Source organism: Methylobacter sp. (assembly GCF_030680395.1).
GTDB lineage: Bacteria > Pseudomonadota > Gammaproteobacteria > Methylococcales > Methylomonadaceae > Methylobacter_A.
In genome coordinates this window covers 26141-49678 of the sequence record NZ_JAUXVR010000032.1, presented here as the reverse complement: position 1 = coordinate 49678, position 23538 = coordinate 26141, and the positions used below count along the sequence as shown (strand labels likewise).

Annotated in this window: 23 protein-coding genes; 9 read left to right on the top strand and 14 right to left on the bottom strand. The window is 42.7% G+C overall.

What is annotated here, in order from left to right:
* The first annotated feature begins 262 nt into the window (after positions 1 to 262).
* On the top strand, positions 263 to 1444 hold the full coding sequence (locus Q8L79_RS13690) for a DUF262 domain-containing protein (protein ID WP_305272173.1): 1182 nt from the start codon (positions 263 to 265) through the stop codon (positions 1442 to 1444).
* 1 nt (position 1445) lies between these two features.
* Positions 1446 to 2576: a HEPN domain-containing protein gene (locus Q8L79_RS13685; RefSeq protein ID WP_305272171.1), complete on the top strand. Its 1131-nt coding sequence runs from the start codon at positions 1446 to 1448 to the stop codon at positions 2574 to 2576.
* Here Q8L79_RS13685 and Q8L79_RS13680 read toward each other — a convergent pair.
* The 4 genes from Q8L79_RS13680 to lexA all read right to left on the bottom strand — a co-directional run bounded on the left by Q8L79_RS13680 (position 2566) and on the right by lexA (position 4773).
* The gene (locus Q8L79_RS13680; RefSeq protein WP_305272169.1) at positions 2566 to 2751 is read right to left on the bottom strand and encodes a DUF6794 domain-containing protein; all 186 of its coding nucleotides are present in this window, start codon (positions 2749 to 2751) and stop codon (positions 2566 to 2568) included. The genes Q8L79_RS13685 and Q8L79_RS13680 overlap by 11 nt on opposite strands.
* Before the next feature lie 241 nt (positions 2752 to 2992).
* Positions 2993 to 3646 carry an SOS response-associated peptidase gene (locus tag Q8L79_RS13675; protein WP_305272167.1) on the bottom strand — a complete coding sequence of 218 codons (654 nt, stop codon included), beginning with the start codon at positions 3644 to 3646 and terminating at the stop codon, positions 2993 to 2995.
* 1 nt (position 3647) lies between these two features.
* Positions 3648 to 4019, bottom strand: coding sequence for an STAS/SEC14 domain-containing protein (locus tag Q8L79_RS13670; RefSeq protein WP_305272165.1), 372 nt, complete (start codon positions 4017 to 4019; stop codon positions 3648 to 3650).
* A gap of 130 nt (positions 4020 to 4149) precedes the next feature.
* Positions 4150 to 4773, bottom strand: a complete 624-nt coding sequence (gene lexA / locus Q8L79_RS13665; protein WP_305272163.1) for a transcriptional repressor LexA — start codon at positions 4771 to 4773, stop codon at positions 4150 to 4152.
* Between the two features lie 137 nt (positions 4774 to 4910).
* Between lexA and Q8L79_RS13660 the strand changes: the two genes are divergently transcribed.
* Positions 4911 to 5351 carry a LexA family transcriptional regulator gene (locus tag Q8L79_RS13660; RefSeq protein WP_305272226.1) on the top strand — a complete coding sequence of 147 codons (441 nt, stop codon included), beginning with the start codon at positions 4911 to 4913 and terminating at the stop codon, positions 5349 to 5351.
* On the top strand, positions 5327 to 6607 hold the full coding sequence (locus Q8L79_RS13655; RefSeq protein ID WP_305272161.1) for a Y-family DNA polymerase: 1281 nt from the start codon (positions 5327 to 5329) through the stop codon (positions 6605 to 6607). The genes Q8L79_RS13660 and Q8L79_RS13655 overlap by 25 nt, the downstream gene beginning before the upstream one ends.
* 579 nt (positions 6608 to 7186) lie before the next feature.
* On the opposite strand, the gene Q8L79_RS13650 is transcribed toward Q8L79_RS13655, so the two are convergent.
* The 10 genes from Q8L79_RS13650 to Q8L79_RS13605 form a co-directional block, all read right to left on the bottom strand.
* Positions 7187 to 7471 (bottom strand): hypothetical protein, encoded by a 285-nt coding sequence (locus Q8L79_RS13650; protein WP_305272159.1) that lies wholly within the window; start codon positions 7469 to 7471, stop codon positions 7187 to 7189.
* 134 nt (positions 7472 to 7605) lie between these two features.
* Positions 7606 to 8364, bottom strand: coding sequence for a DUF5677 domain-containing protein (locus tag Q8L79_RS13645; RefSeq protein ID WP_305272157.1), 759 nt, complete (start codon positions 8362 to 8364; stop codon positions 7606 to 7608).
* Positions 8365 to 8656: 292 nt separating this feature from the next.
* A complete protein-coding gene (locus tag Q8L79_RS13640; protein ID WP_305272155.1) occupies positions 8657 to 9274 on the bottom strand; it encodes an excalibur calcium-binding domain-containing protein in 618 nt (205 codons plus the stop codon).
* Between the two features lie 350 nt (positions 9275 to 9624).
* The gene (locus tag Q8L79_RS13635; RefSeq protein ID WP_305272153.1) at positions 9625 to 10134 is read right to left on the bottom strand and encodes a topoisomerase DNA-binding C4 zinc finger domain-containing protein; all 510 of its coding nucleotides are present in this window, start codon (positions 10132 to 10134) and stop codon (positions 9625 to 9627) included.
* A 34-nt stretch (positions 10135 to 10168) separates the two neighbouring features.
* On the bottom strand, positions 10169 to 10837 hold the full coding sequence (locus Q8L79_RS13630; RefSeq protein ID WP_305272151.1) for a thermonuclease family protein: 669 nt from the start codon (positions 10835 to 10837) through the stop codon (positions 10169 to 10171).
* Positions 10830 to 11357 (bottom strand): bifunctional 2-polyprenyl-6-hydroxyphenol methylase/3-demethylubiquinol 3-O-methyltransferase UbiG, encoded by a 528-nt coding sequence (locus Q8L79_RS13625; RefSeq protein ID WP_305272149.1) that lies wholly within the window; start codon positions 11355 to 11357, stop codon positions 10830 to 10832. Before Q8L79_RS13625 ends, Q8L79_RS13630 begins: the two co-directional genes overlap by 8 nt.
* Positions 11358 to 11366: 9 nt before the next feature.
* Entirely contained in the window at positions 11367 to 12518 is a 1152-nt protein-coding gene (gene hxsC / locus Q8L79_RS13620; RefSeq protein ID WP_305272147.1) for a His-Xaa-Ser system radical SAM maturase HxsC, read from the bottom strand.
* Positions 12515 to 13987, bottom strand: coding sequence for a His-Xaa-Ser system radical SAM maturase HxsB (gene hxsB, locus Q8L79_RS13615; protein ID WP_305272145.1), 1473 nt, complete (start codon positions 13985 to 13987; stop codon positions 12515 to 12517). The genes hxsC and hxsB overlap by 4 nt, the downstream gene beginning before the upstream one ends.
* Positions 13987 to 14265: a His-Xaa-Ser system protein HxsD gene (hxsD, locus tag Q8L79_RS13610; protein WP_305272143.1), complete on the bottom strand. Its 279-nt coding sequence runs from the start codon at positions 14263 to 14265 to the stop codon at positions 13987 to 13989. Before hxsD ends, hxsB begins: the two co-directional genes overlap by 1 nt.
* Before the next feature lie 3 nt (positions 14266 to 14268).
* Positions 14269 to 14505 carry a hypothetical protein gene (locus Q8L79_RS13605; RefSeq protein WP_305272141.1) on the bottom strand — a complete coding sequence of 79 codons (237 nt, stop codon included), beginning with the start codon at positions 14503 to 14505 and terminating at the stop codon, positions 14269 to 14271.
* An 824-nt stretch (positions 14506 to 15329) separates the two neighbouring features.
* On the opposite strand from Q8L79_RS13605, the gene Q8L79_RS13600 reads away from it, so the two are divergent.
* The 5 genes from Q8L79_RS13600 to Q8L79_RS13580 all read left to right on the top strand — a co-directional run bounded on the left by Q8L79_RS13600 (position 15330) and on the right by Q8L79_RS13580 (position 23192).
* On the top strand, positions 15330 to 16229 hold the full coding sequence (locus Q8L79_RS13600) for an Abi family protein (RefSeq protein WP_305272139.1): 900 nt from the start codon (positions 15330 to 15332) through the stop codon (positions 16227 to 16229).
* Positions 16230 to 16635: 406 nt separating this feature from the next.
* The gene (locus tag Q8L79_RS13595; protein ID WP_305272137.1) at positions 16636 to 19443 is read left to right on the top strand and encodes a UvrD-helicase domain-containing protein; all 2808 of its coding nucleotides are present in this window, start codon (positions 16636 to 16638) and stop codon (positions 19441 to 19443) included.
* 148 nt (positions 19444 to 19591) lie between these two features.
* Positions 19592 to 20722 carry a hypothetical protein gene (locus Q8L79_RS13590; RefSeq protein WP_305272135.1) on the top strand — a complete coding sequence of 377 codons (1131 nt, stop codon included), beginning with the start codon at positions 19592 to 19594 and terminating at the stop codon, positions 20720 to 20722.
* Entirely contained in the window at positions 20719 to 21183 is a 465-nt protein-coding gene (locus Q8L79_RS13585) for a three component ABC system middle component (protein WP_305272133.1), read from the top strand. The genes Q8L79_RS13590 and Q8L79_RS13585 overlap by 4 nt, the downstream gene beginning before the upstream one ends.
* On the top strand, positions 21180 to 23192 hold the full coding sequence (locus Q8L79_RS13580) for a DUF3732 domain-containing protein (RefSeq protein ID WP_305272130.1): 2013 nt from the start codon (positions 21180 to 21182) through the stop codon (positions 23190 to 23192). Before Q8L79_RS13585 ends, Q8L79_RS13580 begins: the two co-directional genes overlap by 4 nt.
* Positions 23193 to 23538 lie beyond the last annotated feature (346 nt).

The following is a 23538-nucleotide window of genomic DNA, read 5'->3' as shown; positions in this document are numbered from 1 at the left end:
TTATCGAATAACATAACAAGCCGCAGTGCCATTGACAATGATAACTTACGAATGTCGGCTAAAGGTATCAATGCCGTCGTAGATTGCTTATCAAGGTGTGGGACTGCAAAGGGTCGGTTTTTTGCCTATTGATGGACTGACTGAATCCGGCCAGAAGCATTTATCGCCATTCTAAGATAAGATAACCAGGCCAAAATAACAACTTGTTATACTGATGAATGTCTCTGAAGACTAAATTTTATAAAGCAGAATGAGAATTGAAATGGATCTATTTGAAAGTGAGGAACTGAAGCTAAATATTGACAACACTAGCCAAGTAATATTGTCTGATGATGAAATAAATAAAAAATATCGTGATGGGGAAATAAGGATTGTGACAGAGCAAGCTAGATATCCTTTAAATGCCATTTCTGCGATGGTTCATAGCGATAGTTATAAATTGAATCCTGAATATCAACGCCGTCATCGCTGGACGAACAGGAAAAGATCATTGCTTATTGAGTCATTAATCATGAACGTGCCGATCCCACCTGTATTTTTATATGAATTCGATTATTCGTCTTATGAGGTTATGGATGGCTTGCAAAGATTAACGGCAATCGCTTCATTTTATGATGATGATTTTGCTTTGGAAGGTCTTGCTAAATGGCCAGAGCTAAACGGTAAAAAATACAGCACCTTGCCAAAGCTCGTCCAGCAAGGTATCGATCGTAGATATATATCTTCCATAATCCTTTTACATGAAACAGCAAAAAGTAAAGAAGAAGCCGAAAAACTAAAGCAGTTGGTCTTTGACAGAATTAACAGCGGTGGAGAAAATCTGACACCCCAAGAGAAAAGAAATGCCAATTACGATGGAAGATTAAATAGGTTATGTATTAATCTGTCAGCTGATGCTAATCTTTGCAATACTTGGGGAATTCCTGCCGACGAAGATAACGTAGACCCAGTTCATTCTAAACGTGCAGAAAATAAATTATTTAAAACGATGGGGGATGTTGAGCTTGTTTTGAGGTTTTTTGCCTATAGACAAAGAAAAAACCTGCAAAAAGGTTCCTTGGAATCATACTTGGATAACTACTTGGAAAAAGGAAATTATTTTTCTGAAGAATTACTTAAAAGATTAGAGCTACTTTTCATAGATACTATCAAGCTCGCGTACGAAATTTTCGGTGAAAAAGCGTTTTTTTTATATAGAAAACGTAAGACAGGATGGTCTTGGTATGAAAGACCAACTACCGCTGTTTACGACCCATTAATGGCAGTGTTAAGTACAAACTTATCTATTCGGAAAAGTCTATTAGAAAAGAAAGACGAAATTAATTCAGAAATAGAACAATTCTATAAAGAAAATTATGAATTTTTTGAAGGTAGAAATACTAACCCATCTGCACTCGAGCAGAGAGACGAGAAATTCTTAACGTTTATAAAAAGGTTTGCTTAGAATGCTCCAAAGCGTAAATGGATTTCTAGAGAGTATTGATTCTCTTTTGGCTCATATTGAATTTGAAAACGATCGAAATATGTTTTTTCAGTCAGGTTCAAAGAAGTATGTGGGGGATAGTGAACTTGAGGAAGAGTTCAGGTGGTTCGTAGAAAACAAAATTCGCCCTGCTTTGATTAATTCAAAGAGCTTTACTTACAAGAATGCAATTATCTCCCTGTATGGATATCTGGAAAACTACTTAGAAGAGATCGTTAAAGAATATATTGGCGCAATAGAAAAGCATTGTGATCAATTTACGAAGTTGCCTAGTGGTATCAAAAAAAATCATCTTAACTCTTCCATAGAATTGATAAATAAAGTTCAAAAAGTTAAAGCGTCAAGCCTTGAATATAAGAATAGAACTCTAAAAGAAATAGTTAGAAATATGTATACCTGCATGCATGATGGCAGCAATTTTTCTGTTAATTTAGATGCTTTCGCTCTTCACACAGCAAACTTTCGATATGACTCTATTCATGCCTTATTTCAAAAAATTGGTATAACTGGTATATCAAAAAAGTGTCTTGAAAAGGCTAATTTTGTCAGAGAATTAGCTTCAAAACACTCTATAGACTCTACAGTGGATAGAAAGGTGTTAACTTCATTATTAATTTCAGAGCTTGATGATCTTGCTCAAAGAAGGAATGAAATAGCACATGGAGTAGTACTTAATGATATTGAATCTTTAGATTTACTTCGATCGAGGATTCTATTGGTAAGATCTTATGGTAAAGCAATCAATGAGGTAGTTTCTGATTCTCTTAATCAATTTTTGTATTCTATATCTAAAAAAATATACCTAGGCAAACCAGCGAAACTATTCCAAAAAATTAATGTTTTTAGTTTTTTACCAAATATCGAATATGATTGTCTTGGGGAAAATGAAATACGTGTTGGTGATTTGATTTACGCTGAGAACCATAAAAGCAAAGAAAAGATTATTGTTGGCGATATAATATCAATCCGTAAAGGGGGGGATACCTCTCTTGATAACTTATCACTCCCACCAAGTGATCCTTATTCTATTGGTGTTAATTTTAAAATAACCAGCCACATGAGTAACAGAGATATATATGTTGCTAAACAATGACTAAGCGGCTGTCAGGCCGGTAAAGTTCAAAGCCATTCCGAATAGAGAGGCCCAGTGAAAGGTGTAAATCCATGAGGTCCTGTTCTGGGGTATTGGCAAGGGTCAATTTATCGCTATCCGATAAAATAACGAGCAGCTGTTCAACCGCTTCATCGACGGTAGAGGGTGTCGGCATTCGCAGAAAGCAAGATGTCCAATTATTAGCCAATTTAAGTAACATCCAAATAAAAGCAGAGAGTTAAAAGCGCAACCAATATGTTGATCACAAGCTTATCCACAGTTTTTGTGTATAAGTGAAACTACTTAGATTGTAGGCTCCTAAAGGCCAAACAAGAACTGAATTATAGAACAGTGATCCCCAAAGCATACCGGGAAGTCGCTATTTTTGCGAAAGATTTCATGGGCATCTGACTTTCTTAGCGCAAACAGCTTGCATCATTATGTTTGGGGTTATTAACCCAATCGCTGATTGGCGTGGCAACCATATTTGAGTAAGCTGAATTGTCAAGCAGATCGAATACCGCATGTTCATCGGCGGATTTATCCAGCCATTGCTGATAATCTGACTGTGGGACGATCACCGGCATGCGTTCATGGATGGGCTGCATAATCTCGACGGCTTCCGTGGTAATAATGCAACAGGAATACAGCAGGTGTTGATCATGCTGCCAGTGTTCCCAGATGCCGGCAAATGCAAACAAGTCATTGTCGTGTCGATGGATATGAAACGCTTGTTTACCCGAGCCCAACTTTTGCCACTCATAAAATCCGCTGGCCACGATCAGACAACGGCGCTTATGAAATGCCGCTCGAAATGAGGGTTTTTCTCGAATGGTTTCAGCGCGAGCATTAATCAGATGATGACTGTTTTTATCATCTTTTGACCAGGATGGTACAAGTCCCCAGAACAGGTTGACGGCTTTTAACGAGTTGTCATCCAACTGAACGATGTTGAGAATCTTTTGGGCCGGTGTAATGTTGAAGCTGGGTTGAAAGCGTGGCGGTCGCTGTAACCGAAAATGTTCGGCAACCGCCTCTGGGGTTGTCGTTAAATTAAAGCGACCACACATGTCATTCTTCTCGACTTTGCAGCCAAGCTAAAGCTTGCTGTTTATCGCCATACACAAAATGTCGCACTTTGGCGTGAACAAAATGGCTAACAATAGCCGGCAGGATCGTCAGAAATTTACTGTCGGTGACCGCCGCTATTTTGGCAATGTGTTGGTGGTGATTTTTAACGAATTTTAGGTGGGACAACAAAGCGGCAAAATCAGCCCAACCCGGAAAAGATTCTGTGAAGATCAACACGCCATGCAGCTCGCCTTCAGCTTCGATATAAGGATCTACGAGTTGAGCGAGCGATTCGAAATCCGATTGTTGTAGCGCTCCCTCGGGTGTGATGATCAGGATGCCCTGGTCTCGTAATAGTTCTGCGTGGATCATGAGATCTCCTGGATTGTTTGCCAAGCGTGACTTCAATTATAGGTGCAAAATTGTCGATACCAATAACGCCAATCGCTTACTTAACCGATGTGAGATAAGAAGGATCACCTCGCTTTGATAGCTCTTGTGGCTAATGTCGGTAGCTGCGCATTTGTCCGACTAAGACCCCCTGAATTTCGACTTGATCCGGGTGGTAGGTCATCGTCGTCATGCTGGCATTGGCTGGGATCAACAACACTTTCCCAGGCGACTGTTCGATGTATTTCAAGGTCGCTTCGGCTTTTTCGATTAGCGCCACCACGATCTCCCCGTTGCGGGCAACTCTGCACTGCTCGATGATCACCCAGTCGCCGTCGAATATTCCGGCCTCAACCATCGAATCGCCTTGAACCTGCAACACGTAGCAAGGCTTATCACTTTTCAGCAGTTCCGGCACAGCCATGTAATTGATGTTTTCCAAGGCCTCAATCGGCCTGCCGGCGGCAATCTTGCCAACAAACGGCAACGAATGCTCACAGGCGGTATAGTTTCTCTCAGCCTTGGCGGATAAACGAATGCCGCCTTGCTTGTTGCTGGCGAACGGCTCGACCAAGCCTGCCGCAATCAGCGCCATGATGTGCTTGTATAGTGAACCGCGCGACGCCACGCCCAACGCGTCGCACAGTTCATCCAGCGTGGGCGGATGGGCAAAGCTTTCGTAGTTGTCGCGCAGAAAAGTAAAGATTTCCCGTTGCCGCCTGGTTAATGAGTCCATATCGCTCCTTTCATTTATTTTTTGTCAGTTTACCGTAAACCGCCTAGAATGCCATAAAAAAGAGAACAGAAATAGAACAAGAATAATCCCCTTTTTTGGAGCGTATGATGGATCAATGGCTTACTCACAACTTCCCGATGGACTTCTGGCGGCTTGCTCCGCTACGGCGACAGGTGCTACTGCCGTTATTTACCGGCAAAGTCGCTGCCGGCTTTCCTTCACCGGCGGATGATTACATCGAGAAAACCCTGGACCTGAACGAGTTGCTGGTCAAGAAACCGGCCGCGACGTTCTTCGCTCGGGCGCAAGGCGAATCGATGCTCGGCGCCGGCATCCATCACAACGATATTCTGATCGTGGACCGCTCCATTGACCCAGTGCCGGGCCACATCGTCGTCTGTGCACTGAATGGCGAATTGACCGTCAAGAGCCTGGATCGCGATCATGGCCAATGGCAACTGAAAGCGGAAAATCCGGATTATCCTGATATTGCGATCTTCGAAGACCTGGAGCTGGTGATCTGGGGCGTCGTCACCAACGTCATCCATCCCCTGTGGCACAGCCACTGCTCGCCCTAGTCGATGGCAACAATTTTTACGTTTCGTGTGAGCGTGTATTCCGTCCCGATCTGATAGGCAAACCAGTGGCGGTGCTCAGTAACAATGACGGCTGTATCGTCGCTCGCAGTCAGGAAGTGAAAAATTTGGGGATAAAAATGGGTGTGCCCCTGTTCCAAATTCAGCACTTGGTCAGCCAGCATAACATCCAGCTGTTTTCATCCAATTACAGTCTTTATGCCGATATGTCGTCTCGGGTGATGTCGGTTCTGGAAGAGTTCGCCCCTAGCCTGGAAGTGTATTCCATTGACGAGGCTTTCCTGGACTTAACCGGCGTATGCCATCAAGACCCGGTGGCTTATGGTCAGCTGATTAGAAAAACCGTTTTCCGCTCAACCGGCATTCCGGTCTGCGTCGGCATGGGGCCGACCAAGACGCTCGCTAAACTGGCGAATTTCGCTGCCAAGCGTTGGCCGCAGACCGGCGGCGTATTGGATCTGTCAGACCCAATACGCCGGGAAAAACTGATGCGTCTTGTATCGGTCGGCGAAGTCTGGGGTATCGGTTCCCGCTATGCGGCGCGTTTAAACCAGTTAGGAATTGCCAGTGTCTGGGATTTGGCTTGCCAACCCACCCACAGCATCCAGGCGCAGTTCAATATCGTGGTCGCCCGCACGGTCATGGAATTGAACGGCATCCCGTGTCTGGAACTGGAAGAAAGTGCGCCCAACAAACAGCAGATTGTCTGCTCACGCAGTTTTAGCCGTCGATTGACCGACTACAGCGAGTTATCGCAAGCCTTGGCCGAGTATGGCAGCCGGACGGCGGAAAAGCTCAGGCATCAGCACTCCGTTGCCGGCCACATCAGCGTGTTTATTAGGACCAGCCCATTTAATCCGCATGAGCCGCACTACCAACGCTCAGCGGGGATGAGACTGCCTTCCGCCACCCAGGACAGCCGCGTAATCATCAGTGCCGCCAACCGCTTGCTCAAAGAGATTTTCAAGCCGGGCTACAACTACCAAAAATGCGGGGTGCAACTGAGCCACATCCAGCCGGAAAACCAGCCAGGTCAGTTCGATCTATTTGCGATAGGCCGTCATCAAACTGATGGCAAGCAGGTGATGGACGTTATGGATCGGATCAACCGTCGCTTCCCTAAGGCGATCTCATTGGCCGCCACGGGCTTTGATAAAGATTGGAAACCCAAGTCTGATCGGATTTCGCAGCGTTATACGACGGATTGGCGGGAGCTGGTTTGTGTGAAGTGTATATAGCGGCATTTTCTTAAGTACATAGCAGTGTTCTAGGTTGCTCACCCGTAACTCACTATCTTTCAAGAGCGGTGTCGGGTTAAGTCAAAGCTGCGAATTAGAAGCCGCCGATCAAGCCTGAACACAAGGAAATTTACATGAAGATTCCTGAGTTAAGTGCTTGCTTCCTGAATCACTTAGTTCCGCTAGTTTAAAGCTACGGAAAACTCTTATCTTAGTGACTTGATAACAAACTCGTGTCTATTGAGTCGTTGCAAGTGATAGTTATGCTCCGTGCCTATTGCAAATGACTCAAACTCCCCAATTTTGAATTCCTGACCTTTCTCGTACATTAGCCTCACAAGGTCGTGGTCTTTTCATCTCATCAAATGGTCGCGACGTAATTAAATCTTTCACATACCAATAAGTATAACTATCTAAATCGTTTGTGATTGTTATTTTATGGCTCGGCGAGAAGTCATGTTCTTGCTGTACAAAATTGGATGACGCTTCAAATGAAACCATTTTAATTTCTCTCTTGAATTCAGTGGACAACGAAATGCGCAGCAGCATTTTACTAGTCCACTGAAATTAATTGTTAGGTTATTGGTAGTTGTTCCAGTTGTCGACCAGCCACTGCCATACGTTTACATGGCTTCTGGTAGTGCCGGGGAGATGGTTTTTTATCAAGCGTTCGGCTTTCAACCCAGGTGCTTTTTGAACCCAATTGCTTGCAGCGGCAACCCGATTGATGAATGCAAGAACTTCATAGCCTTCGTTCCGACTTAGTAAAGTGCTATCAGGTTTTCCTGTGATTCTTGGATCATCAGATGGGATCGTAGTCCACGAGTAGCTAAACTGTAAATCTGATTTTGTCAGTAATGGCATATATATCTCCTAAATAAGCATAACGTAAAGGTAAGGGGCGCGCCGCTCACTGAGCCCAAACGAAGCCGCCGAACCTGATTAAAAAACAAAACTTCAAAACCGCCAACGGGCGACGCGTTCCTTTGACTAACTTGTTAGGCTGAACTAAGCTGATTGATTGCAAGCTTCCGCTTAGTAAGCTGTTCCAATTTCGCATTAAAATTCAGCTTATAGAAATTATTCGCATTTCTAGCTATCTCATTCGCAGAAATGAAAGCGAGACCAAGACTATAAATATCTCTACTACTTATGTACTCGTCATGATCTTCACGGCGCAAATGCTTATAACTTATAAACCTTTCTAGGTAGTCAGTTGAGTGAATGTTTCGCGAAAAATTTCTATACGCAACATTGTAATCATCTTGTTCTCCGCAAAATTTAGCTCTTTCCTCTATGTTCATACCTGTAAATCCATTTTTCTTAAGATTTTTTAATTCTTCAGGAGAATACTTTTGTGAAGCAGCTTGTTCTGCATTCAAAACATTCTTTTTCTCGTCTTCCGTCATCCCGCCAAAGTTTGAAGCTCTTGCCTGTTTTGCTTTTTCCAAAATCATGCTGTCTAGTATGCGTTCGTACCTCGCTTTTGGGTCGTTAAACTTCATCGTTAGGAAACAGCAAAAAGTGATACGCAATTCAAATAATATTCGTACTATTGCTTGCGCCTCTTCAGACAGATTATTTTCATAAAGCAAATTGATGGCATATAACGTTTTAGTTGCCTTGTGAATAAATCCACTAAAAATTATTAGGAACACATCCTGAGCATCTTTGGGTGTAAGTTCGACATCAATCTGTTGAAGCACTTGATGCAAGTCATGATTTAGCTCTTTCCATTTGTCGATTAGCTCTGTCATTAATATGAATTAAGGTTTGAGATGAGACCGGGCCGTAAGCGCTTAACAATTATATAGTTTCTGTATATCATCGCTTATCGGCACACTCTAAGCAATAAATTCAGCGGGTTCCTTTAAAACGCTAACTGTATATTGTTTCGTATCGGATGATATATGGCTTCTTCTTAACTTACCGACGGCTGGTTACCGGTAATAATCAGCCGATCAAACTACTGGGATAAAAAGGGCGATTTGGTCGAACTACGTTTCTCATTAATAAGCGAACTCGACCTTAAGTGCCTTTCGTTAAAAGCTAAAACTGGCTTTCACAGGGAGCACCATCATGATCACCATCCATTTTTGTACCTGGACAATTGTATAAATAAAATAACGCTTCATCATAAGAACTCATTTCCGAACAATACACCTTGCCTTGGCACTGAAACGCTTCAGCCAATCTTGGTGATTGGGCTATATCTGTTGCCTCTGCTATTTCTGACTTAGAGCTATTTGGATAGAATTTCTGATTGATTATTTTGCTATAGACTGCAAGCACAATCATTACGATCAGCATTATGGGAATAATCTTACTTCCTCTTTTTGCACGCGTTGATCGAGTGGTTCTGTGTACATACGCATTACGTATCTGATGATTTGCCCTTTCAGGTCTGGCTTTTCTGGCTATTGGGACCAAAGCCATTGCTTGAGGCATTCCTTCGATTTTGGCATTGATGACACGAGCTTTGCCATTATCATCAAAGCCAGTCTCATAGTGGATAATATCGCCGATAATCGGCGCCCGGCTCATACCCCTTAATCCCGAAATGTGAATAAAAATATCAGTGTTGTCATAATCAGGCTTTATGAAACCAAACCCTCTATCTTCATTCCAGCGAACCAATTTACCTTTTTTATTGTTTTCTATAGCCACTGCTTAGCCTGTATTACAAAATCGATGATATTTAATTTATGAGCGCTTAACTAAAGCTAGAGTATGGGTTGGGGGTGGCATAGGTCAAGTGTATAAACATAGTGTTGGCGTTGATTGAAATTGGCCAGACGTACCGACTGTGATTGACCGTTTCTGTCAGTCTTAACTGTCTGGACTAACGATAGTTTTCTACCTGCTGCGCTGGTCAATCAATGTTCGGCATAAGGCTTGAAAACAGTTAAATCTCAACCGACGTCAACAAAAGAGTGATTAACAGCTGGCAAACTTAGACGCTCTTTTATTGTAGAGCTGGCAAATTTTCCACGCCGTTTAACAAAATAAGATTGGGTTTAGTAATCTCTTTTACCGTAGCATTTAGGGAATGATGAGCAACCCCAAAATATACCCCCAACATTTGCCCCTTTCTTTGCTTTTCGTTTTACCATATGGCTACCACAATTTGGGCATGCTGGGCTTTGGCTTCTTTCGATTGTATTTTGTTTTGAATACGATGAAAAAGTTGTTTCTTCATCTTTACGCTTACGAATAAATGACAACAATGCGCCAATTGAGAATGCAAATGGAAAGATATATTGCCCATACAAAGCCAGTGCTCTTTTTAATTCGCCAGCAACAAAAGCTCCCATCTGTCCAGGAACTAAATGAGTCGGTGTTACTTCTGGAGCGGTAGCAATATTATGTAGGATCAAATAACTAATTATGGCTAGTAACACAGCTACCCACCAAGGCAGCATTGCTGCAATATCAATTAAATCCTCAAGAAAACTACTTCTCTTTCTTCTAGCCATAAAAATTTTTTGATGTGAATAATGAATATTTTTTATTCTAACACCCAGCATAAGCAATTGTTAGCGATACACTAATAACTAATATTTACCGACCATGCCCGCAAAGACTTTCACATGGTGCACCATCGTGATCTCCATCTAAACGCGTTAAACCACATTGAGTTAAATAGAACTTAGCTTCCTCGCAACTAGACATTTCTTTGCAGTAGCGTTTACTTCCACAGGAAGGGTTAGAAGCATTTATGGCCGTGTTTACCTCAGGCGCAGCTTGGTGCACAGCGCTAATTTTTTTACCGTGGCGATACTCCCATGGCGGTGTAGGGTTTGAATCAGACCATAGGCCCACTTTTGCCTCGCGAGCATCTTTTTCGACTTGTATTAAAGATTGATCATGCAAGTATTGTGTATATGCCCAAGCCATACCCCGCTTAATTTGCTCGCGATTGGCATCCATTCCTTCAACGATAATAGTTCCCACTGTTCGGCCATATTTATCGATAGTATCCTTATCAACCTTGATAGCCTTATTGAATACCATATCCGATAAGGACTGCTTGGACTTTTGTCCAAAAGCCTGGTCACTTTCAGGTGCATCAATTTGCGCCAGTCTTATCTTAATCTGCTGATTGCCTGCCATTAAAAGTGTGACAGTGTCACCATCATGAACACCAACAACGCGTCCCTCAAGAATCTCTCCTGCGTTTATTGTTAAGCTGAAAAGAGTTAGGATCAGGCAAATAGATATTTTATGCATAGTTTTTCTGCGCAAATAGTTTGATATTTAAATGTTGGTCATTTTCAGGGCCGAGAAGACGCACTGTTTTTTTGAGAACAGAAAAATCTTGCGCCAGCTCATCTTCGAGTTCGCCGGCAACAGGTAAAAAACGCCAATTTTCTCCCTGACCACCAAAGGTTTCATAAATTAAAAAACCGCCCGGAGCGAGCAGCTTTCCTAGTATGGATAAAAGGCCTTTTTGTACATAATGGACGACGACAATTAATTGAAATAAAGGGGTGTCAAAAGGTAAGCTAGCCCGCGCATCGATGCAAACACACAAGGCATTCTCGGAATCTTTCTTAATGGTTTGTAAGCCATCAAAAGCTAAATCACAGGAAACCACAGTGAATCCTTCTGAGGCAAGCCAATGGGTATGTCGGCCATAGCCGCATGCAAAATCCAACGCTAGTCCTTGTTTCGAAAAGCTTTTATAGTCCATACAGTTCAACACAAACGACGATGGCGTATCATCAAACGGTTGCTTATGATGGCTCAAGTATTGTCCTTAGATAACGTGGAGATGGTCACTGACTTTCCGTAAATTTGAAGAGAAAAAACCACCGCACTTTGAATTTTTCATGGAGCAGCCTTCACAAATATCAAGATAGTCATTCTTCCAATCACTTATAGAGCAAACTGAATATTGCCTTATTGACTCATCTATGAGGCATAGTGGCGTGTTGTATATAGATGTCCTTATGTGATGCCTAGTTAGCGTCTCAACCGCTTCCTTTAGCTCATTTTTATACGAATAAGGATCAATCCAAAGCCCATCGAGATTTGATTTCGCAAATCCCATGAGCTCAAGCCCCATCAGTGCGACATGGTCAACAAATAGCAGATTTCTGACGAGAAATTCAGCCAGTCTTGATAGACGATGGTAATTTTGCTGATGGATAACAACGCGAATTTCAACCGGCACCTTGCAACGCTTTAAATTTAAAATGCCACGGATTGTGTCATCAAACGCATCATCAGCCTGCACGATGAAATCATGTAGCTGTGAATAGTCCGCATATAAAGGGATGCCAATCATTACATCGGGGTGTTTAACTTTCGAAACTTGGACAGCCAAATCCAGATTTTTAAAGTTTCGCCCATTGGACAAGATATGCAACGCTGTGTTGGGAAGATGATTTTTAGCTGCCTGGATGAGACGAATGAAGTCATCGCCTACCAAGGTTGTCTCGCCACCGGTAATACCTATCTCGTGGGTATCCGGATGTATCAATGGTAAGGCGGCCAACATATCGTCAACCAAGTAATGATCATCAATATCTTTTGGTGGCTGTGAACACATAAGGCAAAATGAGTTACAACGCTCAGTCACCAAAAAAGAGTTGGTATTGGCTTCTTTTCGAAATAGAACATCTATTTTTGCGATGTCTGGGTAAAACTTAATCACATCATGATCTTTAATGTAACGCAGCTCAGGCGCTAATCTCAGGGTGTTCACAGGCGTCTGACAAGGCTCGTCGTGACCTAATAATACCAAACCAAAACCATCGGGTATGCAATCAGCCACTGGCATCATCAGAGCATGCTTAGCGCGCAAACCAAACGGTAATTCACAATTTGTGGTGACCTTGGCTATAAAAGGCTTTTGATGTTGAACAACAGAAAGCGGCTGGTTACCTTTTGAATGCAATTTGATCATGTGCGCACCCAGGTCAGTAGAATTTTTCTGGCTTCCGGATCATCTTCCAAAAGATGAATGATATGCTTAAAAATCTTCATGTTCTTATTGCAAAACCCGCTTAAAGCCTTGTGTCCGACGACATCGCCTTGGGTTGCATAATGGTATACAGGGTCAGTGCCGCAATAAGGTAAGAAACCGCAGTCATTGCACATCGGGATACTCTCCGACAAACTGCACTCTAAAGTATCGAGAAGCGTATCTGACAGCCAAATACCTTCGTAGTCGTCAGTATGGACGTTGCCTAAGCGGAACTTTTTATTGCCCATCTCTGCCAGCATACGCGCTTCATCGGATGCATAGACATCACCATCATAGTTGTAGACGATTGCCGAAATAGCGGCGCCAGTTGGGGATTGCAAATCAACGTACCCTTCACTAAACGGCGAGAGTAATTTGTTAATAATAAGCTGTGTGTATAGTTCGACAAATTGATATCCTTGTCGGTTTATCTCTAGGACATAATCTAAGCCTTCTTTATAAAACTCGAACCAGCGATCAACATCATACTTATGAGCTTGCTGATTCTTAATGGCAAACCCGTAAGGGCTTAGTGGTCTTAAAAAAATACAATCCAGATTATTTTCAAGATAGGTATCAATGATTGATTTGACATGTGGCAAACTTTTTTCGGTGGTTGTCATCAACGCACCAATTTTATTATGTCCTAAAAAGCTTTGGGCTTTCTTTATGCCATTGACTGTCAATTGATAGCCGTTCTTGCCGGGGCGTGGCCGGTTAGTGTTGTGCAAGTTTTCAGGGCCATCCAATGAGGTAGACAAATGAATATCGTGCGCTTGGCAGAACTCAAGCACCTCTTGGTTTAAAAGGCTCAAATTGGTCGTAATCACAAATTGTAAGTCTTTTTGATGCTTTTCATTGCGCCGATTTGCTTCGTTAACCACATATTGAATGAGGGCGAAGTTCAATAAAGGCTCACCGCCCTGAAATTCGATTTTTATTGCGGGTGATGGGCTTTTGAAAACCAAGTCTAATGCCTTATTCGCAGTCTCTTCAGACATATCAAAAGCATGCTTATCATCAGTTTGGCGTGAAACCTGGCAATACTGGCAGGTATAATCGCATCGCAATGAGATGACAAATATATGTAAGGCGGTGAATTGTGAAATCCGTTGAGCCTTGGTGCGATATTTTAATGCCAACAAATCCAACGCTACATTGGAATCATCATCAAACAAAAAATGTTTAGATTTTAAGTCATGATAAAAATCTGTATTAGCTGGGACTTGCTTGCGGATAAAGCTCTCAAGGTCTGGACGCGTCACTACCAAATATTCACCGACCTCATTACTTAACAAGTATCTGCCGTCATCCAGAGCTGCAAAACGCGAGGGCAATAATTGATACTGTCCGTTGGTAGCCTGATCAAATACCTCAAGCAGTTTGAATTTTTTGCCCAATAAAGCCATTACTGAATCAATCCTGTATTTGAAAATGCATTGGCCAGGATAAGAGTGCGGATATTGGCTGTTTCTTTAGCTAGCGTGTCCCGCAAATCCTGATCTAACACCTCGTTTTTTATTCTGGCGACCATATCATCGCTTGAATCAGTGTGAATTTTTACTGTTATTTCATTATCTTTTAGTTGAATGTCAAACGAACACTTATCAGCGAACCGGTACAATGCCCGTTTGACGGTATCAATCGAAAAGACGCTAGCATCAAAAATGATTACGTCTTCTTTCATAGTTTAATAACGTGATGATGCATGCGAAGCATGTGATGCGTGTGATGCATGTGAGCTATGGTATGCGAAGAGCCCATGTTCATTTGGTCTATCTAAAACAAAAGGTGATTGAGTGGTTAACTGTGAGAGCGTTTGGGGTTCTGGAATTTTATCAACAACAGTTGTAGGTAGGGCTGCTGTGGCGTCAGCTGCCAATGTCGTTGCCAATAAAGAAAGAGATGTTAAAAAAGTTTTTTTCATAAAAATAGACTCCTGAATAGCGATTCGAAATTGAATCAAAAGACACCATATATTATTAACTAGATAAGAGCAACATCAGTGTACTGGGATGGTGTGTAGCTGCCAGGACAAGTGGGCGGTACCTGCCAATCTTAATCAGAGTTAGGCTCTTAGTTTACCAACGACCAATCTCCTTTAATAAAGCAGAACAAATAGAGAACAACTGCTGTTTTTGGTATACTATCTTGAGCCCATCGCATCGGTGCCGATTGAAAAACCACTACAGCCACAGTATTACGGGGGCTAACTTTTCAAATTATTGGGAAACTTCAGAAAGAAATTCTGAGGGGAAGTAATAGAGTTATTTTTAGAAACGGTGACTTAATGTGCTGCAATTATTCATTGCGGCGGCGCAAACACGACCCATGCAGCAAACTCGCTAGGCTGTCCATTCGTGGTATTGCCGGTGCCGTTTATGAGAAAACAATTATCTGAGCCAGACAATTTCAATTGCGGTGTTTGGACGGAAAGCCTTTGCCTGCAACAGGCAACGCTTTGGCTAAGGGAATAGGAACAGTATTGGATTTATCTTCATTTTTGGTTCACAATAGCTGTTGATGAAACAGCATCTCTGGCTCATATTATAGCGGGCGCTTCTGATCTTATAACCACCTATTATGGCCAATAACAGTGATCAGTTTTGGTTTTTAAACTAAAATTTTGTAAAAAAAAGGCCTTCCGAAGAAGGCCCCATTCTTTGCATTGAAGCGCCCCTGCGGGTTAGGCTTACCAATGCTTCGTATATAATACTAGCAAATAACAATTAACGTGTCAAGTGATACAGAATGCGCCCAACTACCATAACAGTTTTCGAAGAAGTAATTTCTAAGCCTCGTTTAAACAGCTATAAACAATATTTTAGTGTTAGCACAGACGAAGCCATTGGGTTGTACATGTGGAACTGTGAATTGTCGGCTTGTTTCAGTGCACTCCTGTCATTCTTCGAGATTGCTTTACGCAATAATGCTCATTACACATTGTCTCAATTTCATGGTTCCTGCAACAGTTATCACTGGTACGATAAAATTCAATCTTCGTTAAAACCTAACGCTATCAAGATGATTAATGATGTTCGCTATAAAGGACCATCAAAAAAGCAGCGCCAACCCATACCTGGCCCTGATGAAATTGTATCGCGAGTATCCTTTGGGTTCTGGCCAAGTGTGCTAGGCGTAATCGACTTACGCTTTGCAAATCATATCCTTCCTAATATCTTTCCATTTCATCCGCTAAATATTAATCCCAAGGACTGGTGTATTGCTACTGAAAAAAGAAAAGCATTGGAATTTATTTATGAACTAAATGATTTCCGCAACCGTCTTGCACATCATGAGCCGCTATGGAAATTTGCCGCCATTAACTCTACCATTGTGGCGGTTCCTGCATCAAATAACCAGGCGGAAAGTTTGGCTCGTTTTAGTCGATTGCTTGCCTTATACGATGATGCAATGAGCGCACTGAATCAGGATTTCCACGCTGATATTTTGCAGTCAAGTTGGAGACAAAAGTTGAATTATTTGCTTTCTACTCGCGGTATTGCCAGATATAAAGCTCTTAAACACTGCCCTGATCGCCATTCTTTAACTCCAACTGAGTTTCGCCGCAAACTCAGCTTTATTTCGAAGGAAAATAGACCTGTTCGTGTAGAAAACACTAAAATGAAAGGCTTGTTTATTCCTGAATAAAAAAAGAGTCTTCATGTGATGCCTAGTTAGCGTCTCAACCGCTTACTTTAGCTCATTTTTATGCGTATAAGGATCAATCCAAAGTCCATCGAGATTTGATAACGCGAATTTCAACCAGCACCTTGCAACGCTTTAAATTTAAAATGCCACGGATTGTGTCATCAAACGCATCATCAGCCTACACAATGAAATCATGTAACAGTGAATAGTCTGCATACAAGGATGCAAGCATAATTTTGTGTAGCTACTTTAGAGTAAAATACTTATTTACCTCAAAATAGCACAATAAGAATAAATGCCAGCCACGCCGACAACAAACCTCTCCAGCTATAACCTCAGCTTCAGGGCTAGGTGGTTTGCATCCAATAGTCGATTCCATGCATTCAAATGTTCTGATGATCGCCTTGTGTTTATCGATGGGAACGGTCAGCAGCAAAAAATCGAATGTCTAGCTGTTGACCCGGATATAGCCGTTGAGTCCGGCTGGTTCTGGGATGTCCTTGTCATTCAGCAAGACGATGGGCAAATTCTCCGGTTGGGCGGTGTGAGCAAAGCGCTATCCAAGCCACTTCAGTCCAACCTCAATAGTCATATTCAACAGGCTATCCAGCGTTTTTATCAGCAGTTTAACCCCGCTTTAGCTCAGGCGGCTCAAGAAGCCAAGCTCCTATTCTCGGGTCATCATTACATACGCCATGTCATAGCTCATCAATGGCTAACGTCCCATCAATGGCTAACGTTAGGCCTTAAACGCAAAGATAGTCATCGTCATCTGAAATCAAGCGCCTTACAACAGTATCAACAGCTACTGCCCTTACTGGAACGGGGCTATCTTCACATCGATGATATAAATCAGGCCTTTATTCAGCAACAGGTCAGCCGATACCAGTCATTTTTTGACCAGGTTGAAACCAATCCTCTGACTGACCAGCAGCGTAAAGCGTGCGTCATAGATGAACAAAATAATTTAGTGCTTGCCGGCGCCGGCACTGGCAAAACCAGCACGATGATCGGCCGAGCCGGCTATCTGGTGAATGCCGGCCTCGCCAAACCGGATCAGATTTTAATGCTGGCCTATGCCCGTAAAGCCGCCGAAGAGATGGATGAGCGTATCAAAGATAAACTCGCCATCCAGAATTTGACGGTCAAAACGTTTCACAGCCTGGGTAAACATATCATCACTCAGGTTGAAGGTGAAGTACCTTTAATCAACAAAATGGCAGAAGATCCTGAGCTACGGACTCGATTTGTCGATGAGCAGATTCAGTTACTGCTTGAGGATGACCGCTATAAATCCCGTTTGGTGACTTACTTCGTCCGTTTTACCCATCCTTACAAAAGCCAATACGATTTTAAAAGCCTGGGCGCCTATAACGCTTATATTCTAGAGAATGACATTCGCACTTTACAAGGCGAGCGGGTCAAGAGTTATGAGGAATGTGAGATCGCCAATTTTCTGTATCGGCAAGGCGTCGCCTATCGCTATGAAGCCAATTATCAGGTCAACACCTCAGGACCGGATTACAAGGTGTATCAACCCGATTTTTATCTGCCTGACTACGGTATTTATATTGAACACTTTGCCGTCAATGAACATAACCAGACGCCACCGTTTATTGATCAGAGTAGCTACTTGGCAGGCATGGCCTGGAAAAGGGAGTTGCACCAAAAATATAAAACGCCATTGATTGAAACCTACAGCTACTTAAAGCAGCAGGGTCGGCTCACCGAGGCGTTAAGCGAAAAATTGTTGGCTGCCGGTGTAGCGTTCAAGCCCATGCCTGCCAACGAATTGCTGAACAATCTTAAACAGCTGGGCCGTGTCTCGGAATTCAGCAAATTGATGGCTGACATCCTGACCTTATTCAAATCCGCCTATCTCGATCTCAAGGATCTCGTCGAATTGGCCAAGAAACATGAAGACCATGAGCGCATGTTGGCTGCCGCCTATTTGTTCGAGCCGATCTACGAGACCTACCAGCAACGGCTACGCGATACGGCCAGCATCGATTTTGAAGATATGATTGGTCGTGCCATTGACTATGTAGAATCTGGTCGCTATCAATCGCCGTATCGGTATCTACTGGTGGATGAGTTTCAGGACATTTCAGCCAGTCGAGCACGTTTGCTTAAAGCCTTTATGGCCCAGCAACCAGAAAGTAGTTTGTTCTGCGTCGGTGATGACTGGCAATCGATTTATCGATTTTCAGGCAGCGATGTTTCGCTGACCAAAGATTTTGAAGCGCATTTTGGCGCCACGGCTATCAGCATTTTGGACAAGACTTTTCGCTTTAATAACAAAATTGGTGAAGTCGCCTCTCGCTTTGTCACGCAGAACTCCAGCCAAATCAAAAAGCAGATCAGTAGCCACCGAGCTATTGAGCATACCGCCGTATCGCTGATTAAAACTGGTCAGGACGCAATCGGCATTCATGCGGCTTTGTCAGCAATCAGTGCAAAGTCCCCCAAGGCGGCCAGTGTTTTGTTGCTGGCCCGCTTTCATTTTAAAAAGCCCAATATGGCTGCTTTAAAACGCCAGTATCCGCACTTTAAGATTCAATTCATGAGCGTCCATGCTTCTAAAGGTAAGGAAGCCGATTATGTGGTGGTCGTCGGCTTGGAGAAAGGCAAGCATGGTTTTCCGTCTGAAAAAGCAACTCATCCACTGCTGGAGTTATTATTACCGAAAGCCGAAGCTTATAACTATGCTGAAGAGCGCCGCTTGTTTTACGTTGCGTTGACCCGAGCTAGGCACCACGTTTATTTAGTTACCAATGGCAACAACCCATCGCCCTTTGTCAGGGAATTGATCGACAATCGCTACCCCATTCTAACTGACGAATTCCAAGGCGAGGGTTTTCAGGACAAGCTGGCAAACATTCCGTGCAGCCGCTGTCAGACTGGCTATATGGTGTCCAGGGATAGCCAATATGGCAGCTTTTTCGGTTGTAGCCAATATCCACTTTGCAATCATACGCAACAGGCTTGTCAGTGGTGTGGCGGCGGGCTACAAAATAAAGGTCGATTTCGAGTCTGCGAAAATCCGCGATGTGATTTTGTTGAACCCGTCTGCCCACAATGCAGCGGTACACTCAGCCTGCGCAAGGGACCTTATAGTCAGTTTTGGGGCTGCTCGAATTATCGTAAGGATGCGGAGTTTTCCTGTTCTTATACAGAAAAGTTTATTGATTTGCAGGCGGCTAGGCGGAGATGATTCAGGAAAGTCATGAGTTCAATTTTAGAGATTAACAGCTATACTTGGTTGACCGTTGCAAGGATTGATCATTATGACTGAAGAAAAGAGAGTTTCAACCACACAGTTGGCCAAGCTAGGTCTGTCTTATTAATTCCATAGAGTGAGTATGCGGGGGAATCAAACCAAAAATGCTGCGTTAACTACGACGCTCGCTTTTCACTACCAAGTCTTAATAGGGCTAGAGCAATGTTTTGCTATACGTGAAGGCCAATCAGTCTGGTTTGAGCGTGATGGCGATGTCAGCTTAATCGGTGAAACGATCGAAGATTCGACTCAGACCGAAGTCAAGAAATACAGCGATGCGCTGACAGATCACCACGAAAACTTTTGGAAGACCCTTAATAATTGGCTCGAGCCTGAATTTAAGCATGAAGACTATAGTTCGTTAGTTTTACATACTACCCAGGAATTTGGTGCTAAGTCGTCTCTGAAAAATTGGAATCAGGAAATTGTAGACGGACGATTGTCGATTATTAAAGCTATATACGCTACTCGAACACCCGAAGAGTTAACCGCAGAGAAGCCTAAACCCATTGTTCAGTACCAAAAAAACGTAATAGTCGCAGAAGAAGAAAAACTAAAAGCAGTGTTGGCTAAAGTGGTGTTGTTTACTCAAGCAGACGATGAAAAGTCGGTACGAGAGAAAATTCAGGGGCGGCTCATCGGCATACCTAAAGCGAACCAGCTGAGTTATTTACACGGTATTGTCGGTTTTGTTTATGAAAGCGCGGACAATAAGCAATGGGAAATTAGTAAGCGTTCCTTTTATGAAAAATGTGAAGAACTCACCTCTGTTTACTGCCGCAGGCAGTTTACATTGCCTATATTTTCGGGTCGGGAAGCAACTGAGGAAGAGTTAGCGCTACATGAAGAGAAGCTCTTTGTACAAAAAATACAATGCATTAAATATGAGGACGTTATCCCAGAAGCCGTGGGTAACTGGATTGAGTTACATAACTCCTTAAATGAAGAGCTTGATGGTGCACCGCAATTTCGCAATACAACCAATCAATATCAATCACAGTTGGTCAAGCAGTTCAAACACAAATACTCGAAGGAGAGGCGTAACTGTGTTGACCCAATTCGTAGCTCACAGAATTTATATGACGACGTAATTGGTGAAGTGCCCGCCGGTATAGAGGGTTACCAAAGTCCGCCGATTGAATACAAAAACGGCCTGATCCACGACGCCATGGACGACGAAGACCTAGATTTACAGTGGACGGTTGAACCATGACCAGTTTGGCCGATGCCCTTTATCAAGTAAAGTATAACCCCTTTAAATACGGCGAATATCTCGCCTCATTTTATGCACATTTAGTTGGCGTAGAGAATAACCTGTTGGTGGCGCAGTTGGTTATTCCTTTGTGCAGTTATCCGGTATTTTATTACAAGATTTCAAATGCTAAATTTGGCCCAAGAAGTAAGAGCACCATTTGGACAATTTTTGACGATCGAACCCAGTTATACGACTTACAAGAACGTCTTGATGGATTCAAAGAACTGACAGATCAAAGTCTTCAGTACTGCCTTATCAACGACTGGATTGAGATTGACGCACAAAAGCTGTCTATTTCTACACTGCCGACAAGTGAGACAGCATTATATATTCATAAAAGCGGGGCCAATTTAGGGAAGTTGTTTAGCCATCTTTCAGTTGTTGAAATTTATGCATTCTTAGGGGTAACTCCGCGATGAAATCTTATATACATGAGCTAGGAGTAATAGATAAAACAGGTAAGACCCATCCGGTAAAATTCAAACAAGGGTTGAATGTAGTTACAGGCAAGTCATCTACAGGTAAAAGTGCATTAATTGAAATATTCGACTATTGCTTTGGCAGTGGTGAATACACTGTGCCGAAAGGCATTATTACCGATAGTGCGGCTCTTTACTATGTCTATTTAAACGTGAACGATCAGGACTTTGTGTTTGGCCGTTTACCCGATGGCGAGAAGAAGGCTTTCTTTAAGCGTGAAGATGGATACCATCCAGACAAAATCAATCGCAGCTATTTTGTAGACAGCCATTTTATTGCGTTAGATAAATTTAAGAAGCACGTTAGAGGATTGTTTTTAGACATTGACGATGTAGATGTGTCCTTAGTGACCAGGGAACAAAGAAAGTTTAATGCTAAAGCACCAACGCCGTCGATACGCAGCTTTGCCTCTTTTATGCTGCAACATCAAAACCTGGTGGCCAATAAACATGCGCTTTTCTATCGCTTTGATGAGAAAGAGAAAAGAGATCAAGTGATTGAGCATACTAAGATTTTCTTGGGGTTGGTTGATCAGAAGTTCTTCCATTTATCACAAGAAAAAGAGCGTTTAACAGCTGAAGCCAAGCGCATTGATCGCGAACAGAATAGCAACAAACAACTTGCCGAGAAGCAAAAGCAAAGGATAGAGCCTGTACTCCGCCAGCTTTATGCGTCAATGGGATTGGACGAAGATTACGTTACCTTACAGGATATCCTAAATCATCCACAAGATGCGAAAGAACGGCTAGATAAAATCATCCGTCCCGAGAAAATATCTCCTTTATCGGATGCAATTACACAGCGCTATTTTCAGTTGCAGCAAGAATTGGCGGCCAAAACGACGAATTTACGTAGATTTCAGCGACAGGCAGCTTCAATAACGCGGCATATAACAGAAGAGGAAAAACTTGTCGCGAGTGGCGAAACTTTTCAACTGCATGAAACTATACAAATTGCAAAATCTGTCTGCCCTTTCTGCCGCGCTGAACATGAGCAACTACAACAAAGCGCTGAGCATCTAAAACAAGCTGTGTCGAAATTGGCGAACAATCTCAAACAAGCTAAGCCCATGCGAGCGAAATTCGAATCGTCGCTGTTAGATACCGAAAGGCAAATTGAGCAACTGTCAAATGAAGTGATCGCTATTACCTCGCAAATCTCAGAAATCGAAAAGTCCGAGAAAGTGCTACAAGAGAAGAAGAGCCTTTACGAGTCTATATTGGTTTACAAAGCAAAGCTGGACATGCTTATTGATGCCGTAACCTTTGTTAATGATGCCGAAGTTGACGAACGTTTAAAAGCCGCTCGTAAAGCGCTTAAAGAAATTGAGCTCGATCTAAAAAAATACAACTATAAAGATGAGCTTGCTAAGGCCGATCAAGCTGTTAATCACTATATGCAAGATATCGGTACGTACTTTGAGTTTGAAGATAGCTATAAGCCCATTAACTTGCACTTTTCTTTCGAAACCTTCGACTTGTACCACCTAAACTCAAAAGATGAAAAGATATTTCTACGCTCAATGGGTAGCGGGGCTAACTGGCTCTATAGCCATGTAACCCTATTTCTTGCACTACACAAGTACTTTGCCTCGCTCGGGAAAAAATGCGCGATTCCGTCAATATTATTCCTTGACCAACCAACGCAGGTATATTTTCCAAGTTTCAAATTCGACAAGTCAGAAACCTTCAATAAAGAAACCATACAGAAGCTGGAGAATCGTTCAGAAGGCGAAAGGCAAATTGACGATGATATGAAGGCCGTAGAGAACCTATTCAGCCGCTTATCTATTTATTCCTGCGAAGTAGAAAAAGAGGAAGGCTTCGCTCCACAGATTATTGTAACTGACCATGCTGATAACTTAACCCTTTCAGACGGAACAGATTTCGAAATGCTAGTAAATGGCAATAGATGGCGAAATAGAGGGCTGATTAACCCGGTCCCATAAAAAATGCTCTAACAAGCGCTTCTGCCGGACAAAATTTTCCGCAGAGAATAGCGTTTGGGGCTAATGAGTAATTTTCCAACAGAATGAGGAATGATTAGAGACAAGCGCATCGGAAGCTTGCTTGCTATATTAACCATTATTCAAGATGCTGCGAAAGCGAACCGTGAGGGTTTGGGGCAAAGTGTCGCTTGGGAAATTAGCGATTTTAGGACGGCAATCGCTCTGGGAAGCCTTAGAATTCTTCCTTAAAAACTTCGCTCAGATCTATGATAACGCACGTACATTTGGTGTATTTAGTTGGGAAAACAGCTTTAAATTTTTACTACTAATCAGCTGCTTTGTTGCA

Bases quoted from the DNA above. Each gene is read 5' to 3' on its own strand.
- Q8L79_RS13690 (WP_305272173.1), top strand. From the start codon at position 263: ATGGATCTATTTGAAAGTGAGGAACTGAAGCTAAATATTGACAACACT.
- Q8L79_RS13685 (WP_305272171.1), top strand. From the start codon at position 1,446: ATGCTCCAAAGCGTAAATGGATTTCTAGAGAGTATTGATTCTCTTTTG.
- Q8L79_RS13585 (WP_305272133.1), top strand. From the start codon at position 20,719: ATGACCAGTTTGGCCGATGCCCTTTATCAAGTAAAGTATAACCCCTTT.
- Q8L79_RS13600 (WP_305272139.1), top strand. From the start codon at position 15,330: ATGCGCCCAACTACCATAACAGTTTTCGAAGAAGTAATTTCTAAGCCT.
- lexA (WP_305272163.1), bottom strand. From the start codon at position 4,773: ATGGACTCATTAACCAGGCGGCAACGGGAAATCTTTACTTTTCTGCGC.
- Q8L79_RS13605 (WP_305272141.1), bottom strand. From the start codon at position 14,505: ATGAAAAAAACTTTTTTAACATCTCTTTCTTTATTGGCAACGACATTG.
- hxsC (WP_305272147.1), bottom strand. From the start codon at position 12,518: ATGATCAAATTGCATTCAAAAGGTAACCAGCCGCTTTCTGTTGTTCAA.
- Q8L79_RS13630 (WP_305272151.1), bottom strand. From the start codon at position 10,837: ATGCATAAAATATCTATTTGCCTGATCCTAACTCTTTTCAGCTTAACA.
- Q8L79_RS13650 (WP_305272159.1), bottom strand. From the start codon at position 7,471: ATGCCATTACTGACAAAATCAGATTTACAGTTTAGCTACTCGTGGACT.
- Q8L79_RS13580 (WP_305272130.1), top strand. From the start codon at position 21,180: ATGAAATCTTATATACATGAGCTAGGAGTAATAGATAAAACAGGTAAG.
- Q8L79_RS13645 (WP_305272157.1), bottom strand. From the start codon at position 8,364: ATGACAGAGCTAATCGACAAATGGAAAGAGCTAAATCATGACTTGCAT.
- Q8L79_RS13680 (WP_305272169.1), bottom strand. From the start codon at position 2,751: ATGCCGACACCCTCTACCGTCGATGAAGCGGTTGAACAGCTGCTCGTT.
- Q8L79_RS13675 (WP_305272167.1), bottom strand. From the start codon at position 3,646: ATGTGTGGTCGCTTTAATTTAACGACAACCCCAGAGGCGGTTGCCGAA.
- Q8L79_RS13660 (WP_305272226.1), top strand. From the start codon at position 4,911: ATGGACTTCTGGCGGCTTGCTCCGCTACGGCGACAGGTGCTACTGCCG.
- hxsB (WP_305272145.1), bottom strand. From the start codon at position 13,987: ATGGCTTTATTGGGCAAAAAATTCAAACTGCTTGAGGTATTTGATCAG.
- Q8L79_RS13635 (WP_305272153.1), bottom strand. From the start codon at position 10,134: ATGCTGGGTGTTAGAATAAAAAATATTCATTATTCACATCAAAAAATT.
- hxsD (WP_305272143.1), bottom strand. From the start codon at position 14,265: ATGAAAGAAGACGTAATCATTTTTGATGCTAGCGTCTTTTCGATTGAT.
- Q8L79_RS13670 (WP_305272165.1), bottom strand. From the start codon at position 4,019: ATGATCCACGCAGAACTATTACGAGACCAGGGCATCCTGATCATCACA.
- Q8L79_RS13590 (WP_305272135.1), top strand. From the start codon at position 19,592: ATGCGGGGGAATCAAACCAAAAATGCTGCGTTAACTACGACGCTCGCT.